General features: G+C 47.7%; 14 protein-coding genes. 3 read left to right on the forward strand and 11 right to left on the reverse strand.

Annotated elements, in window-relative coordinates:
* Nucleotides 1–1,176, forward strand: a 1,176-nt coding sequence (locus Q0438_RS09615) for a hypothetical protein (protein ID WP_299190437.1), incomplete at its 5' end; no start/stop codon positions are given.
* A gap of 317 nt (nucleotides 1,177–1,493) precedes the next feature.
* Here Q0438_RS09615 and Q0438_RS09620 read toward each other — a convergent pair.
* Genes Q0438_RS09620 through Q0438_RS09635 form a run of 4 tightly spaced genes read right to left on the reverse strand, consistent with a single transcriptional unit; the run spans nucleotide 1,494 to nucleotide 5,684 of the window.
* Nucleotides 1,494–2,516 carry an OmpA family protein gene (locus Q0438_RS09620; protein WP_299190439.1) on the reverse strand — a complete coding sequence of 341 codons (1,023 nt, stop codon included), beginning with the start codon at nucleotides 2,514–2,516 and terminating at the stop codon, nucleotides 1,494–1,496.
* On the reverse strand, nucleotides 2,503–3,792 hold the full coding sequence (locus Q0438_RS09625) for a MotA/TolQ/ExbB proton channel family protein (protein ID WP_299190441.1): 1,290 nt from the start codon (nucleotides 3,790–3,792) through the stop codon (nucleotides 2,503–2,505). The genes Q0438_RS09620 and Q0438_RS09625 overlap by 14 nt, the downstream gene beginning before the upstream one ends.
* A gap of 1 nt (nucleotide 3,793) precedes the next feature.
* Nucleotides 3,794–4,858, reverse strand: a complete 1,065-nt coding sequence (fbaA, locus tag Q0438_RS09630) for a class II fructose-bisphosphate aldolase (RefSeq protein WP_299190443.1) — start codon at nucleotides 4,856–4,858, stop codon at nucleotides 3,794–3,796.
* A 16-nt stretch (nucleotides 4,859–4,874) separates the two neighbouring features.
* Nucleotides 4,875–5,684 carry a peptidyl-prolyl cis-trans isomerase gene (locus tag Q0438_RS09635; protein ID WP_299190445.1) on the reverse strand — a complete coding sequence of 270 codons (810 nt, stop codon included), beginning with the start codon at nucleotides 5,682–5,684 and terminating at the stop codon, nucleotides 4,875–4,877.
* 91 nt (nucleotides 5,685–5,775) lie between these two features.
* On the opposite strand from Q0438_RS09635, the gene nth reads away from it, so the two are divergent.
* Nucleotides 5,776–6,411 carry an endonuclease III gene (nth, locus tag Q0438_RS09640; RefSeq protein ID WP_299190447.1) on the forward strand — a complete coding sequence of 212 codons (636 nt, stop codon included), beginning with the start codon at nucleotides 5,776–5,778 and terminating at the stop codon, nucleotides 6,409–6,411.
* Nucleotides 6,412–6,607: 196 nt separating this feature from the next.
* Here nth and Q0438_RS09645 read toward each other — a convergent pair whose 3' ends face one another.
* From Q0438_RS09645 to Q0438_RS09675, 7 genes are all read right to left on the reverse strand, one after another.
* Nucleotides 6,608–7,657: a hypothetical protein gene (locus tag Q0438_RS09645; RefSeq protein ID WP_299190449.1), complete on the reverse strand. Its 1,050-nt coding sequence runs from the start codon at nucleotides 7,655–7,657 to the stop codon at nucleotides 6,608–6,610.
* Between the two features lie 59 nt (nucleotides 7,658–7,716).
* Entirely contained in the window at nucleotides 7,717–7,944 is a 228-nt protein-coding gene (locus tag Q0438_RS09650; RefSeq protein ID WP_299190450.1) for a hypothetical protein, read from the reverse strand.
* 238 nt (nucleotides 7,945–8,182) lie between these two features.
* Nucleotides 8,183–9,460, reverse strand: coding sequence for a M20/M25/M40 family metallo-hydrolase (locus Q0438_RS09655; protein WP_299190452.1), 1,278 nt, complete (start codon nucleotides 9,458–9,460; stop codon nucleotides 8,183–8,185).
* Nucleotides 9,461–9,475: 15 nt separating this feature from the next.
* On the reverse strand, nucleotides 9,476–9,736 hold the full coding sequence (locus tag Q0438_RS09660; protein ID WP_299190454.1) for a heavy-metal-associated domain-containing protein: 261 nt from the start codon (nucleotides 9,734–9,736) through the stop codon (nucleotides 9,476–9,478).
* The gene (locus tag Q0438_RS09665) at nucleotides 9,729–10,058 is read right to left on the reverse strand and encodes a hypothetical protein (protein ID WP_002946762.1); all 330 of its coding nucleotides are present in this window, start codon (nucleotides 10,056–10,058) and stop codon (nucleotides 9,729–9,731) included. Before Q0438_RS09665 ends, Q0438_RS09660 begins: the two co-directional genes overlap by 8 nt.
* Nucleotides 10,055–11,128 (reverse strand): transglutaminase-like domain-containing protein, encoded by a 1,074-nt coding sequence (locus Q0438_RS09670; RefSeq protein ID WP_299190457.1) that lies wholly within the window; start codon nucleotides 11,126–11,128, stop codon nucleotides 10,055–10,057. The genes Q0438_RS09665 and Q0438_RS09670 overlap by 4 nt, the downstream gene beginning before the upstream one ends.
* 115 nt (nucleotides 11,129–11,243) lie before the next feature.
* Nucleotides 11,244–12,239 carry a transglutaminase-like domain-containing protein gene (locus Q0438_RS09675; protein WP_299190458.1) on the reverse strand — a complete coding sequence of 332 codons (996 nt, stop codon included), beginning with the start codon at nucleotides 12,237–12,239 and terminating at the stop codon, nucleotides 11,244–11,246.
* Nucleotides 12,240–12,355: 116 nt separating this feature from the next.
* Between Q0438_RS09675 and cmoB the strand changes: the two genes are divergently transcribed.
* Nucleotides 12,356–13,249 (forward strand): tRNA 5-methoxyuridine(34)/uridine 5-oxyacetic acid(34) synthase CmoB, encoded by an 894-nt coding sequence (gene cmoB / locus Q0438_RS09680; protein ID WP_299190460.1) that lies wholly within the window; start codon nucleotides 12,356–12,358, stop codon nucleotides 13,247–13,249.
* Nucleotides 13,250–13,251: the final 2 nt, after the last annotated feature.

Genomic DNA, 13,251 nt, shown 5'->3' on the forward strand with positions numbered 1-13,251 from the left:
GATCCCGGTATAAGCAAGTTGCAAAGCGAATGCGATAGCAACAATACCTTAGCATGCGTAAATCTCGCCATGGCATACTATTCTGGTGATGGCGTGAAGCAGGATTATGAAAAAGCAAGGGAGCTAAATTCTAAAGCCTGTAGTTTGGGCGACGGCTGGGGTTGCACCACCTTGGGGGCGTCATACGAATACGGCAAGGGCGTAGAACAAGATTATAAAAAAGCAGCTGAACTGTATTCTAAGGCCTGCGACTTAAAAAATAGCATAGCTTGCGGCAATCTGGGTGTTTTATACTACTCAGGCAAAGGAGTAGAGCAAGACGACAAAAAAGCGATCGAAATGCTTTCCAAAGCTTGCAATCTAGGATATAGCGAAGGATGCTATATATTAGGGCTTTGGTATAACTCAAGAAAAGATGTAGAACAAAACTTCGAAAAAGCTAGCGAATTATATTCTAAAGCTTGTGATTTGGAGCATGGCACAGGATGTAATAATCTTGGACTCTTATACGCCTCGGGCGAAGGCGTAAAACAAAACTACAAGAAAGCAAGCGAATTGTATTCTAAAGCTTGCGATTTAGAAGTTGCCGAAGGATGTTACAATCTTGGAGCCTTATACTATTTAGGCGAGGGAGTAAAACAGGACTTCGAAAAAGTAAGAAGCTTATTTTTTCAAGCTTGTAATCTGGGATATGGGTTAGGATGTAATGATCTAGGGGCTTTATATGAAAAACAAGATTATAAAAATGCAAGTGAGTTATATTCTAAAGCTTGTAACTTAGGATATGGCATAGGATGTACTAATCTTGGAATTTTATATGAACACGGCAAAGGCATAAATCAAAATTATAAAAAAGCGAGCGGGCTATATTCTAAAGCTTGCGACTTAGAACATGACGCAGGATGTAATAATCTAGGAGCTTTATACGGGTCTGGAAAAGGCGTAAAGCAAGATTATAAAAAAGCAAACGAGCTATTTTCGAAGGCTTGTCGCTTGGAATTTGCCGACGGCTGCTATAATCTTGGGATTTCATATTTCTATGGTGAAGGCGTAAAACAGGATGCAAGCATCGCAAAAGAATACTTCGGCAAAGCTTGCGATTTTGGGCTTCAAGTCGGCTGCGACAACTATAAAAAATTAAACGAGCAAGGTTTTCAACCTATCATAAATTTTTAAGCCGCTAGCGAAGTCTGCTTAAATTTGCGGCTTAAATTTAAAGGTCTAAATTTAGACTATATCATCCGCAGGGCAACACTAAAAGCGCGGCAAAATGCGCAGGCTTTAAATTTAAGCCCATTCCGCCGCGGCAGGCGTTACATAAACGCCACGTAAGGGCTACGGTAAAATTTAGTGAGCCGCTCGTTCATAATATTCGCGCCAAAATAAAAGGATATGTTCCGCGCCGCTGTTGAAATTTCAGATGAGCCGTTAATTCGTCAAGAATTTTAAAATTTTAAGCTCTCTTTTTGCAGGTTAAAATTTCGAGCGAACTACTAATTCGTAGCGTTCGCATCGAACTGCAAAAATTTCCTGATCTCCTCCATCGCTTCTTTGTTTGAAAGGGTAAATTTGATCTCGATGCGGCGGCTAGCGTCCTTGTCCTCGACGCCTCTGCGCATCACGGGCTGCGTGTAGCTGCGACCGCTGGCGATGAGATATTTTTGTAGCCGCTCATCTTTATTCCACGAGTTGATGAAATCCATCACCGCAAACGCCCTGTTTTGCGAGAGTTCGAGGTTGTACAAATACCCGCCGTCGCTGTCCGTGTGCCCCTCGATGATGATCTGATCTAAATTTTCGCGAATTTCATCGTTATTCAAAAGCGCGGCAAAATAGCTCTGTAACGTCGAGCGGAGCGTCTCTTTGGCGCCCTCTTTCAGCTCGCTTGAGCCTTTGTCGAAAAGGATCGACGAGCTTAGCGTCATCGCGCCGCTTTCGTTATCGATGCGGATCTTGCCGCCCAGCTTCTCCTTCAGATCGGCGATGATCTTGACCTTCATTCCGGTGAGGTTGCGGATGCGATTTTTCGTGACATTGAGGTCCTGTAAAATTTTATTAAAATCGCTCTCTTTCTGCGTGAGCTGATCGAGCAAAAAGGCGATTTTAAGCTCGTTTTGGCTAATCGTAGCGTTGGCATCGTCGCGCGCTTTTTGCAGAAGCAAGTTGATGTCTAAATTCTCTTTTTTCAGCTTCTCCGCCATCTCGGTTAGATCTTCGATCTGTATGAAGTAGATGGAATTTTGCTTGCGAAGGTCGGTATTTTCGATGTTCAGCTTCTCAAGCTGGTCGCTAAAAATTTTATTCAGCGCCTCAAGCTCGGCGCTTTTTTTCTCCTGGCTTTGCAAGCTCAAAAGCGCGCTTGAAATTTGGCTTTCTTTCTCTTGTAGGTTACTTTGCGTGAGGAAGTATTTGACGATGATGCCGCCTACTAAAAGCACGAAAACAAAAAGCAGTCCCGCCATCAAATCGGCGTACGCGATCCAAAAGGTCTCTTTTTCTTCGTTATTCGTTTTCATCTAAAAGTGCTTTTTCATCGATGCTCGCAAGCGTTTTGCGAAGCTCTTCGATTATGTCTGCGTTGCCGCTTTGATCCAAATTTGCACCGCCGAGTAACGTCTTCAGATCGGCGCTAAATTCTTTAAAGCTAGAATTTAGGCTCGCTATGGAGGCGCTTTGCTGCTTTAACATCTCGCCGCTAAAGCTCTGCAAGCAGGCGGTTAAATTTTTGATCTGCGCGGTTAGAGAGTTTGTCGCGAACTCGATCTTATCGTCGTTTTGCTCTAAAATTTCAGATTGTTTCAAATACTGCGCGGAAATCCCATTTTGAATCTCCACGAGGCTTGCGGATACGGACTTAAGCGCGGATAAAATTTGAGCAAAGCTCTTATCCATTTCGCCGCGAGAGAGGTTGGCGCTTAAGATCATCTCGTTAGCCTTCTCAAGCCCCTCTTGCGTAAGCGCAAAGCTGCGCTTCTCGGCCTCCATCACGTTTTCAAACGCAGCTATTTTTTCGCTAATTAAGCGGTTTAGCCCGTCCGAAAAGCTTGTCGAAGCCATAGCCGCGAACGAGCGCGAAATATCTGCGTTTGCGCTTAAAATTTCGCTCAGATAGCCCTGCGTGATCTCGTCTTTGTTCCAGAAAAAATTTTTAGTGGAATTTTTGTATTTGATCAGCAGGCGTTCATATTTGCTGATGCCCTTTTTCTCAAAATATATCCACCAAAGCGCCAAAAAAATTCCATAGATCGAGACATAAAACGCCGTGCCTACGCCGCCTAGAAGCTGCGCGATCTCGGTTTCGAGCCCGTCGATATTGCTTGAAGAAAAATGCGGCATCGAAATCGCAATCGAGATGAAGGTGCCTAAAATTCCAAGCATCGGAAAGACGGCCGCTGCGACGGAAGCGTAGTTTTGATTGCGCAGCGAGTAGCCGTACTCATCGACGAAAAGATCAAATTTAGCGTCCGATTTCTTTTTGCCGCCGATGCTTAGGAGGTTGGCGACGATGTAGTTTTTTAGCTCGGATTTAAAATCGTCGATATTGTTTTCAAAATTTGAGCAGCCGTATTCGGCGTTGTGGCGGGCTAAAACCAGCGCTATGATGAGCAAAACCGCAAGCATTAGAATCGAGTGCGTCTCGACCTTCAGTCCGATGAGCCCCAAATAACCCAGCAAAAACACCACAAAAATGGCTATCGGAAGCGCTGTGATTTTGAAAAAGACGCCCGCTAGCGAGCGCTCCCTCGCTTCGGGCAGCGTGATATCCAATACTTCGTTATTCGAGTGCTCCATCTTAGTTCCTGTTTAAGCAATTTAAATTTTCAAATGCGACTTGCAAACGGCGCGTCATGCTCTGTTCACCCGCCCTCAGCCATTTGCGCGGATCGTAAAATTTCTTATTCGGCTTGTCCTCGCCCTGCGGGTTTCCGATTTGGCCTTGTAGATACGCCCTATTTTCGGCCTCGTATCCGCGCACGCCGTCCCAAAACGCCCACTGCGTGTCGGTGTCGATATTCATCTTTACCACGCCGTAGCTCACAGCCGCCTTGATATCGGAGGTATCGCTGCCGCTGCCGCCGTGAAAGACGAAATTTACGGGCTTTTCGGATTGTAGATTAAATTTTTCGCGCACGAATTTTTGAGAATTTTTTAGAATTTCGGGTCGCAGCACGACGTTGCCCGGCTTATACACGCCGTGGACGTTGCCAAAGCTTGCTGCGATGCTAAATCTATCGCTGATTTTGCTTAGCCGCTCGTAGGCGAGTGCGACATCTGCGGGCTGGGTGTAAAGAAGCGTGTTATCGACGCCGGTATTATCGACGCCGTCCTCTTCGCCGCCCGTGACGCCAAGCTCGATCTCAAGCGAAATTCCAAGATCGCTTAAAATTTCCAAATACTTCTCGCAGGTGGCTAAATTTAACTCCAAATCATCCTCGCTAAGATCGAGCATGTGCGAGCTAAATAGCGGCGCACCGTGAGCTTTTTTATTCGCGGCATTAGCCTTAATGAGCTCGTCGATCCACGGAAGTAGCTTCCTTGCGGCGTGATCGGTATGTAAAATCACCGCGACGCCGTAATGGGCTGCCAGAGCATGCACCTGGCGCGCGCCTGCGATAGCGCCCAATACCGCGGCATTTGGGCAGGCAGCACCTGCATAAAACGCCGCGCCGCCGTTGCTAAACTGAATTATTACGGGCGAATTTGCGATTTTAGCGCTTTCTAAAACGGCGTTTATGGAGTTGCTCCCCACTACGTTTACCGCAGGGATCGCAAAGCCCTGCTGCTTCGCATACGCATAAACCTTACTTACGTCATCGCCGCTTAAAACGCCCGGTTTTACTATATCTAAAACGCCCATCTTTCGCTCCTAAATTTTATTTATATTCGATTGTAGCGCTCTTGCGAAGCTCTTCAGCCTTTTGATCTACCATTTTAGCGGCTTTTTGCTGCCTTAAAATGCGCTCGATATAGCTTCTGATCTCATCCAAGCTGAGCTGCTTTTTAGCCTGTGCGCCCTCTTTTAAGATGACGTGATAGCCAAGACCGCTTATTATAGCCTTTGGAGTGATCTGTCCATCTTTCAGTTTCGAGACCGCATCGGCAACCGGCTTAACCTGATCGCTCGGTATCCAACCTAGCTCGCCGCCGCTTTGTTTAGCCTGCGGATCGATCGATTTGGCTTTTGCAAGATCGGCAAATTTAACGTTCATCGCGCTACCGTTTAAGCCCTTTAGCTCCTTGATTACGGCATTTGCCTCGGCTTCTGTTTTAAGCACGATCTGGCTAATCTTTATCTTTGCGGGCTCCATAAATTTAGCTTTATTTTTATTGTAAAAATCGCTAACCTCTTTCTCGTCCAGTTTGATATTGCTCGCCTCTTTTGCCTGCCAAACGCGAAGCGCGAGGTTATCTTTTACGACCTCAAGCTCCTTTTTATACATATCATCGTCCATTACACCCGATTTTTTCGCCTCGTCGATTAGTAGCTGAAGCTCGATACCTTTGTCGATCAGCTCCTTTTTTTGAGTCGGCGGAAGAGCGTCGATATTTACGTTCCCAAGCCCGCTAAGAAGCGGCGCAAGCTCTTTTTCGGTGATATCTTTGCCGTTTGCGGTTGCGTAAACGGTAGCATTTAGGCTCATAGCCACAGCCAAACTAAGTGTCGAAAATATAAGTTTTCTCATTGTTTTTCCTTTAAAAAATTTAGCAAAAATTATAACTCAAAGTAGTTAACATTCAATTCGCTTTTACGAAAATTGCGGTAGAATTCCGCCTATGAGAAGTAAAAAAGATATTTTAGAGATAAAAAAGAGAATTTTACAAAACTTCGCAGAAGAGCGCAGCGAGCTGAAATTTAAAGACAACTATCAGCTTTTGGTCTGCGTGATGCTTAGCGCGCAGTGCACCGACAAGCGGGTAAATTTGATCACGCCGCGCTTTTTTGCGGAATTCCCGAGCGTTGCAGAGCTTGCAAAGGCCAATCTGGCAAGCGTTAAACTGCTAATCAGCTCGTGCAATTTCTACAACAACAAAGCGGTAAATTTGATCAAAATGGCGCAGGCGGTGGTTCGCGACTTTGACGGCGTCATTCCTCTGGATGAAGCGGGACTAAAATCTCTTGCGGGCGTGGGTCAAAAGACCGCTCACGTCGTGCTTTTAGAGGGCGCGGGCGCAAACGTGATGGCGGTGGATACGCACGTATTTCGCGTCGCGCATCGCCTGGGGCTGAGCCGTGCAAAGACGCCCGAGCTTACGGAGCGCGATCTTAGCGAGGCTTTTAAGACGGATCTCGGCAAGCTGCACCAAGGCATGGTGCTTTTCGGCCGCTACACCTGTAAAGCGATAAAGCCAAACTGCAAAGAGTGCTTTTTAAACGAGCTGTGCAGCAGCAAGGATAAGAATTTTCCGTAAAATTTTAGCCTGCAAATGCGGGTTTAAATTTACGGACTTAAATTTGACGGAATTTTAAAATTTTGACACCTTGCTTAAACCCGCTCTACGGCAGACGTTCGGCTTATTATGGCGCGGAAAATTTAGATTGAAATTTTATAAACGCCTCTTTTGATTTTTATCTTTTAGAAAAATTTAAAATTTTGCTTTTTGGAGCTTACTGTTTTGCCAGCCAAGCCCGGTATCCTTCGCTTTTAATCACGTCCGCGATGCTTTTTGCCATCTCCTGCGGCAAAAATTCGGACTTTTTATCGATGACGGACACTAGCGCGTAAGTGCTATCGTAATCTTGCAGCTCCAAGCCCGCGCGCACCAGCGTTTCGTATAAAAACGGCTCGTCTTTTTCGATGCTTACCGCATCATCGTTTAAAAATTCATAGATGAACGCAAGCTGTTTTTTATCGCCGATTTTTAAAAAATAATCGGCTAAATTCGTCGCACTCTTAATGATGATTTTGCGTAGCTCGTCTATCTGCTGCGCAGAGTAACGCTGGGTAATCAGCCGCCAATTTTCCGCCATTCTCGCCGCAATGATAGACAGCTTGAAAGCTCTGCCGCCATAAGCGTATTTTTCGCTTTCATCGCCGATTTTTTCTATGGCCTCAAATTCGCTCACCATATACTCGTATAGCTCCTCATCGCTGCCGCTGAAATTTTCTAAATATATCGTCTCGGCAATGGTTTCGGAATTTTTGGGCAGATCGCCTGTATCTTCGGGCTCCTGCTCTTCATTTTCTTCGTCCCAGGCGGCTTTTCTAGCCTCAAAAGTTTTAAAGTCCACCAGCGGATTAACGCCCTTTTTTACGAATTTAAAAAAGGCAGAAATATCGATCTGATACTCATCTTCGCAAATTCCATCCTTAAACATCAGCTCGCAATCTTCAAAAAATTCCCAACCATCAAGCGCGCCCAGGTAGCTTTGCCCAATCCGTCCGTCTAGGATATAGACGCATTCGCTAGCGCTATGATCAGGCATCGCGTGGTCGTTTGAGACGATATACGGCGCTTGCGTTTTTCCAAAAACCTGCAACATTCCGTCGTTGTATTCGTCGCTTATGCCCCAAAGCGCCGTTAGATTGCCGCCGATTGCGATAACGCCGTCCTGCGAATGCAGATAACTACACGTCGTATCTTTAGCGACTTGCAAAAACAGATAATCATCATCGATGATATCGCCGCCAGTGGATAAATTTCCGTTAACAAACATCGCTCGTGCGTTATTTTTACCGCCCGCTTCGCTAAATTTATCCTCAAGCCAAGCGGAATTTATCGTGCCCCCGACAGGCTAAGATCGCCGTCAAACACCAGCACGCAGGAACTACTATCCAAATGTAAATTTGAACCGTATTTTTTCTCAAATTCATCATAAGGCAGCATAAAAACGGGTGGAATTTTCGTCGCAAAAGAGCCACGATTTTCGTATCGCTTTGCTTGTGATTTAACGATCTGCTCACAATTTTGTAGAAAATTTTTGATCTGGTTTTCCATTTTCATATCCTTTTAAATTTCTATTTCGGCAAGTAGTCCATTATATAGCCTGCGGAGCGAAAATTTTGCGAAATTTTGGAAAAGCGCTCGTGAGACGAGCCGCCCAAATAAAATAAAGGCGAAGTATTTTGAGATGATTTTTGGGGTTTTGAAGTTAAAATTTGACAAAGATAAGGCATATAGCCTATCAAGTCAAATTTTAACAAAATCCGTAAAAAGCGCTCAAAAGACAAGCCTTTCCGAGCTACTGAAGCCTAGCGATAATGTTTCTTACGACCTCCGCTATCATCTCCACCGACGCTATCTCGCAGTGCTCGTTCACGGAGTGTGGCGAGTGGATGTTTGGGCCTATGGAGCAGGCTTGCAGCTCGGGCTGTTTTGCAACCAAAACGCCGCACTCAAGACCGGCGTGCACGGCGGCAAATTTGGCCTGCGGCTTTTGTTTTTGCAGTTCCTCAAGCACGAGATGCGCGAAGTCGCTGATGCACGGCGCCCAGTTCGCCGAGCGGTCGGCTACTCTCACATCAAAGCCCAGCGCGCTAGCTAGCGTAGCGGTCTCAAAGCCCAGATTTTCAAGCCCCTCGCGCTTCATCGCGCGCGCGAAAAAGTCAAACTCGATCACTTCGCCCTTCTGCTTAACGGTCGAGAGATTTATGCTTTCGTTTACCATACCAAGCTGCGTGTCGTAGCTGCGCACGCCCTGAGCGAATGAGTTGATGAGAGCTAAAATTTTACCGCCGTTTACCAACACGTCCGCTTCGCCCTCACCCAGGCTCTTTACCCACGCCAGGCCGCGCTGCTTTGGCTCATGCGCACACAGAGCCTTACACACGGCGTTTGCGGGGATCGAGTTGCTCCTCTCGCCAAAATCCAGACTGATGAGCTCGCAGCCCTCCTCGGCGAGGAATTTAGCCAGCAGCTTCGTTGCATTTGGGATATTTTTGTGTATTTCATTGCCAGAGTGTCCGCCGCTAAGCCCCGTGACGCCGATCTCGTAAATTTTACCGCTCTTTTTGACGGTCTGCGCGCCGATTTTTGCGCTCACGTTTATGCCGCCCGCGCAGCCCAGCGTCACGCGGTCGTCCTCTTCGCTGTCTAAATTTAGAAGATTCGGCGATAGAATTTTACCCTTAAAGGCGTTTGCGCCCACGAGCCCAACCTCTTCGTCATTGGTAAATAGGCACTCTAGGTTCGCAAACTCCCGCATCGCGCCCATCATCATCGCCACGCCGATGCCATCATCAGCACCCAGAGTCGAGTTTTTGGCTCTTATGATGCCGTTTTCTTCGATGAGCTCTAAATTCGGCGCCGCGCCCACGCAAACCATGTCGTAGTGGCTTTGCAGGCAGATTTTAGGCTCGCCTTTTACGGCGTGGATATTGCCAGCCTCATCGACGCTCGCGCTAAAGCCCTGAGAGCGCGCAAAATCCGCCAAAAACTCCTTCATCTGCTCCGTTTCGCAGCTACAGTGAGGTATCTCGCACAGCCTCTTAAAATCGTTCATAACCTCGTTTTTTTGCATGTTTGCTCCTTAAATTTACTTGACTATCTCGCCCGTGTAGCCAGTCGTCGCCACCGCATCTAGCAGCTGCTTCTCGCTCACGCCGTCTTTCGTCTCGACGCGGGCGGTTTTGTCGTGCAGGCTAGCCTTGGCGCTGATGACGCCATCTACCTTCAGTAGGGCTTTTCGCACCATCGCCGTACACAGCGGACAGTGCATCCCATCGACTTTGATGACAAAATTTTGATTTGCAAACGCCACGCTTGCAAGCAGTAAAATAGATAGAATTTTATTCATAAATTTTTCCTAAAACTTCGGGGTATGATAGCAGAATAATCACAAAAACAGCTAAAAAAACGTAGATGAAGATCCATTTTTTACGGCGATTTGCGAGGTCGCAGGATTTTGGCTTTTTGAAAAAATAAAACGCGCTCGCCGCAAAGCAGATCGCGGCAAGTGCGGTAAAATATGGTCTTAGCTCGGTTAGGCTCTCTATAGCTTCCGAGCTAAGCAGGCTAAATGAGGCGCCGAAAATCAAAAACAAAAGCGCGGGCAGGCAGCAAAGAGTCGCCGCCAGCGCGCTCGCAACCGACGCCAGAGCTAGCCAAAAGCCCTTCATTTGAGCTCTTGCGACTTGTAGTCGTAGCTAAATTCTTTTGGCGAATAGTAATTTAGCACGTTGTCGTCCACTTCGCCGTAAGGATAGCCGAAGTTATTTAGCGGGAATTCCGCAGGTTTTGGCGATAGCACGAAGTCGCGCGCGTCGTTAAAGCCGATCCAGCACATCTCCCAGTTGCCAAACAAAAACTCGCGAACTTTGGCAAGCTTGCCGTCGTCGTTGCTTAGTTTCTCGCCCAGGCGCACCTTCGTGACGTCCGCAGGATCTACAGGGATCCAGCCATGGCCTTTTAGATAAAATTCCGCCCTGCAGTGCTGACCGCCGGAGATCGCTGCGAGGCCCTTTTCATCGGCCTTTCCCATCTCGTTTGAAAATCTGCTCTGCCCTACTCTGATACCGAAAATCTCGCGCGCAGGGATGCCTACGGCGCGGCAAAGCCCAACGAATACGGAGTTTATGTCGGTGCATTTGCCAACTAGCTTGCCGCTCTCAAGTATCGCTTTTACGTCGCCCGTGCCGCAGCCTAGGACGGTGTTATCGCGCTGCATGGTGTTTGCCACCCACGTGTAGATCGCTTTCGCGCGCTCCAGATCGCCTTTTATGCCTTTAGTGATCTCCCCCGCTTTTTGCTTTACGATGCCGTCATTTGGGATGTGCTGAGTAGGTTTTAGATAAAACTCCGTCTCAGGGCTTAGCTTTTCGTTCGGGTTAAATTTAACCTTGCTAAAGTCGGTGTTTCGCTCGAAGGTCTCGACTCTAAATTTAACGCTAAGCGTCGGCTTTGCCACCTCGGCGTAGTCGACGTAAAGCGTCGGGATCGCGTCGTAGTTCACCGACGGATTAGCGAAATTGCCGTCAAATTTGATATCGCTTACGCTCTGATACTCTCTAACAAACGGCAGCGGTATCCACAGCCTGGTTTTCTTGCCCGCCTCTAAAATTTCGTGATTTAAAGTGAGGTCAAAAACCCTCTTGTTGCCCATAGCTTTGCCCTCGCCCAAAACGGTGCTCGGAGTTGCCATAACGGCGCCTAAAATCGCAGTGTTTCTTAAAAAATCGCGTCTTTGCATGAAATATGCCTTCAAATAAAATGGCTAAGACTTAGCCCTAAATGGCGGGGATTTTAACCCTATTTTGCTTTAAAACCGCTAAATTTTATCGAGTCGCGGTTTTAAAGCGCGCGGCTTAGGATAAAATTTCGCTCGCCGTGTATTGGTATCTAAAGCTCTGCGGCGCGTACGGATCTTTGATCTCGCCCGCTACCTCGCAATACGGATGGCTAAATTTATCCAGCGGAATATGCGCAGGGCGCGGATTTAAGATCACGCCTCTAGCGTAGTTAAAGCCGACCCAGCACGGCTCCCAGTTGCCGAAAAGATACTCCCGCACTCGCGCGAGTTTGGAGTCATCCTCGCTTAAGTTTTCGCCCAGCCGTACTTTTGCGACATCCGCAGGATCGACAGGGATCCAGCCGTAGCCTTTTAGATAAAATTCCGCTCTGCAATGCTGTGCGCCCGAAATTTCAAGCGCGTTGCTGCTGCCCATCACGCCCATTTCTGGCGAAAATTTCTTCGCCGCGCCCGTGCGGATGCCGAACATCGCCCGCGCCGCGATCCCGGACGCCCTGCAAAGCTCCACGAAAACAGAGTTTATATCGGCGCATTTGCCGCTTAGCTTGCCGCTGCTTAAAATCGCTTCCGCATCGCCGATACCGCAGGCAACCACACCGTTATCGCGGCTCATATTTTTTACGACCCAATCATAGATCGCGCGCGCCTTTTCCAGATCGCCTTTTATGCCGCCTGCGATCTCGTCCGCTTTTTGCTTCACGATTCCGTTGCGCGCCAAAGGCTTTAAAAACTCCGCTACGCCGGGGCGTAAAGGCTCATTTTCGTTAAAGCTTACTTTGCTAAAATCGGTATTTCGCTCATCGATTTGAACTTTGAAATTTAATTCAAAAACGGCATCCCCCTCCGTCTGCGAAAATTCCGCGTAATAGGTCGGTATCAGCTCGCCGCAGATGAATTGTTTAGCCGCGTTGCAGCGCGCCTCGTACTGGCTAAGCAGCCGCTGATAAGGGGTTTTCAAAATTAAAGGCAGCCAAAGGCGCACGTTCGCTCCGCCGATCTCGTGATTTAGCGTTAGGTTAAATTTGCGCGTCTGCGCGGTATTTTCTTGCATCTTTTCTCCTTTAAATTTGAAGTGGAACTACGGGCGATTTTACCTTTTTAATCTTTAAAAGCGCTAAATCAAAAATATGCTAAAATGGCGCTAAATTTTGAAATTTTAGGATTAAAATGGATCTGCAAAAAATCAGAGACGAGAACTTTAAAAAGCTGCAAAGCGGGCAAAACCGCGAAATTTTAAGCGCGATCGAGGCGCTACGAATAGGCGAGTGCGGCTGCGAGTGCGGCGACGTCGTGCGGGCAAGCTTTAACGCCAGCGCGGAGCAGAGAGATGAAATTTCGCGTATCGCGCGGGCGCTAAAGCCGTGGCGCAAGGGGCCTTTTGCGCTAAATGATCTTTTTATCGATACCGAGTGGCGAAGCTTCGTGAAATTTAACCTGCTGCGGCCGTTTTTAGATCTGCGAGGCAAAACCGTCGCCGACGTGGGCTGCAACAACGGCTACTATATGTTTCGCGCAAGCGCTCTAAAGCCTGCACGGCTAGTGGGGTTTGACCCGAGCGCGCTATTTTATCTGCAGTTTAGCTTCATCGAGAAATTCCTCCGAAGTGGCGCGAAATTCGAGCTTTTGGGCGTGGAGCATCTACCCTTTTACGAGCACAAATTCGACACAATCTTCTGCCTCGGCGTCATCTACCATCGCAGCGACCCCGTGAAGATGCTAAAAGATCTGCGCGCCTCTCTAAATGCTGGCGGTGAGGTGTTTTTAGACACGATGTATATCGAAGGAGCGAGCGATTTCGCGCTGTGTCCGAAAAACAGCTACTCAAAAATTTCAAATATCTACTTCGTCCCGACCGTCGGCGCGCTACAGAATTGGTGCGAACGGGCGAAATTTAGAGATTTTGAAATTTTGGCTCAAAAGCCCACGGATGCTAGCGAGCAGCGCAAAACGGAGTGGATCGACGGGCAGAGCTTGGAGAATTTCCTAGACCCACTCGACAGCTCGCGCACTATCGAGGGCTACCCCGCCCCGAGGCGTATCTACGTGCGGCTTCGAGCGTGATC

Source organism: uncultured Campylobacter sp. (assembly GCF_938030785.1).
Lineage (GTDB): Bacteria > Campylobacterota > Campylobacteria > Campylobacterales > Campylobacteraceae > Campylobacter_B.

Coding starts and splice junctions, on each gene's coding strand:
- Q0438_RS09620 (WP_299190439.1), bottom strand. CDS start 2,516: ATGAAAACGAATAACGAAGAAAAAGAGACCTTTTGGATCGCGTACGCC.
- Q0438_RS09625 (WP_299190441.1), bottom strand. CDS start 3,792: ATGGAGCACTCGAATAACGAAGTATTGGATATCACGCTGCCCGAAGCG.
- fbaA (WP_299190443.1), bottom strand. CDS start 4,858: ATGGGCGTTTTAGATATAGTAAAACCGGGCGTTTTAAGCGGCGATGAC.
- Q0438_RS09635 (WP_299190445.1), bottom strand. CDS start 5,684: ATGAGAAAACTTATATTTTCGACACTTAGTTTGGCTGTGGCTATGAGC.
- nth (WP_299190447.1), top strand. CDS start 5,776: ATGAGAAGTAAAAAAGATATTTTAGAGATAAAAAAGAGAATTTTACAA.
- Q0438_RS09645 (WP_299190449.1), bottom strand. CDS start 7,657: ATGTTTGTTAACGGAAATTTATCCACTGGCGGCGATATCATCGATGAT.
- Q0438_RS09650 (WP_299190450.1), bottom strand. CDS start 7,944: ATGAAAATGGAAAACCAGATCAAAAATTTTCTACAAAATTGTGAGCAG.
- Q0438_RS09655 (WP_299190452.1), bottom strand. CDS start 9,460: ATGCAAAAAAACGAGGTTATGAACGATTTTAAGAGGCTGTGCGAGATA.
- Q0438_RS09660 (WP_299190454.1), bottom strand. CDS start 9,736: ATGAATAAAATTCTATCTATTTTACTGCTTGCAAGCGTGGCGTTTGCA.
- Q0438_RS09665 (WP_002946762.1), bottom strand. CDS start 10,058: ATGAAGGGCTTTTGGCTAGCTCTGGCGTCGGTTGCGAGCGCGCTGGCG.
- Q0438_RS09670 (WP_299190457.1), bottom strand. CDS start 11,128: ATGCAAAGACGCGATTTTTTAAGAAACACTGCGATTTTAGGCGCCGTT.
- Q0438_RS09675 (WP_299190458.1), bottom strand. CDS start 12,239: ATGCAAGAAAATACCGCGCAGACGCGCAAATTTAACCTAACGCTAAAT.
- cmoB (WP_299190460.1), top strand. CDS start 12,356: ATGGATCTGCAAAAAATCAGAGACGAGAACTTTAAAAAGCTGCAAAGC.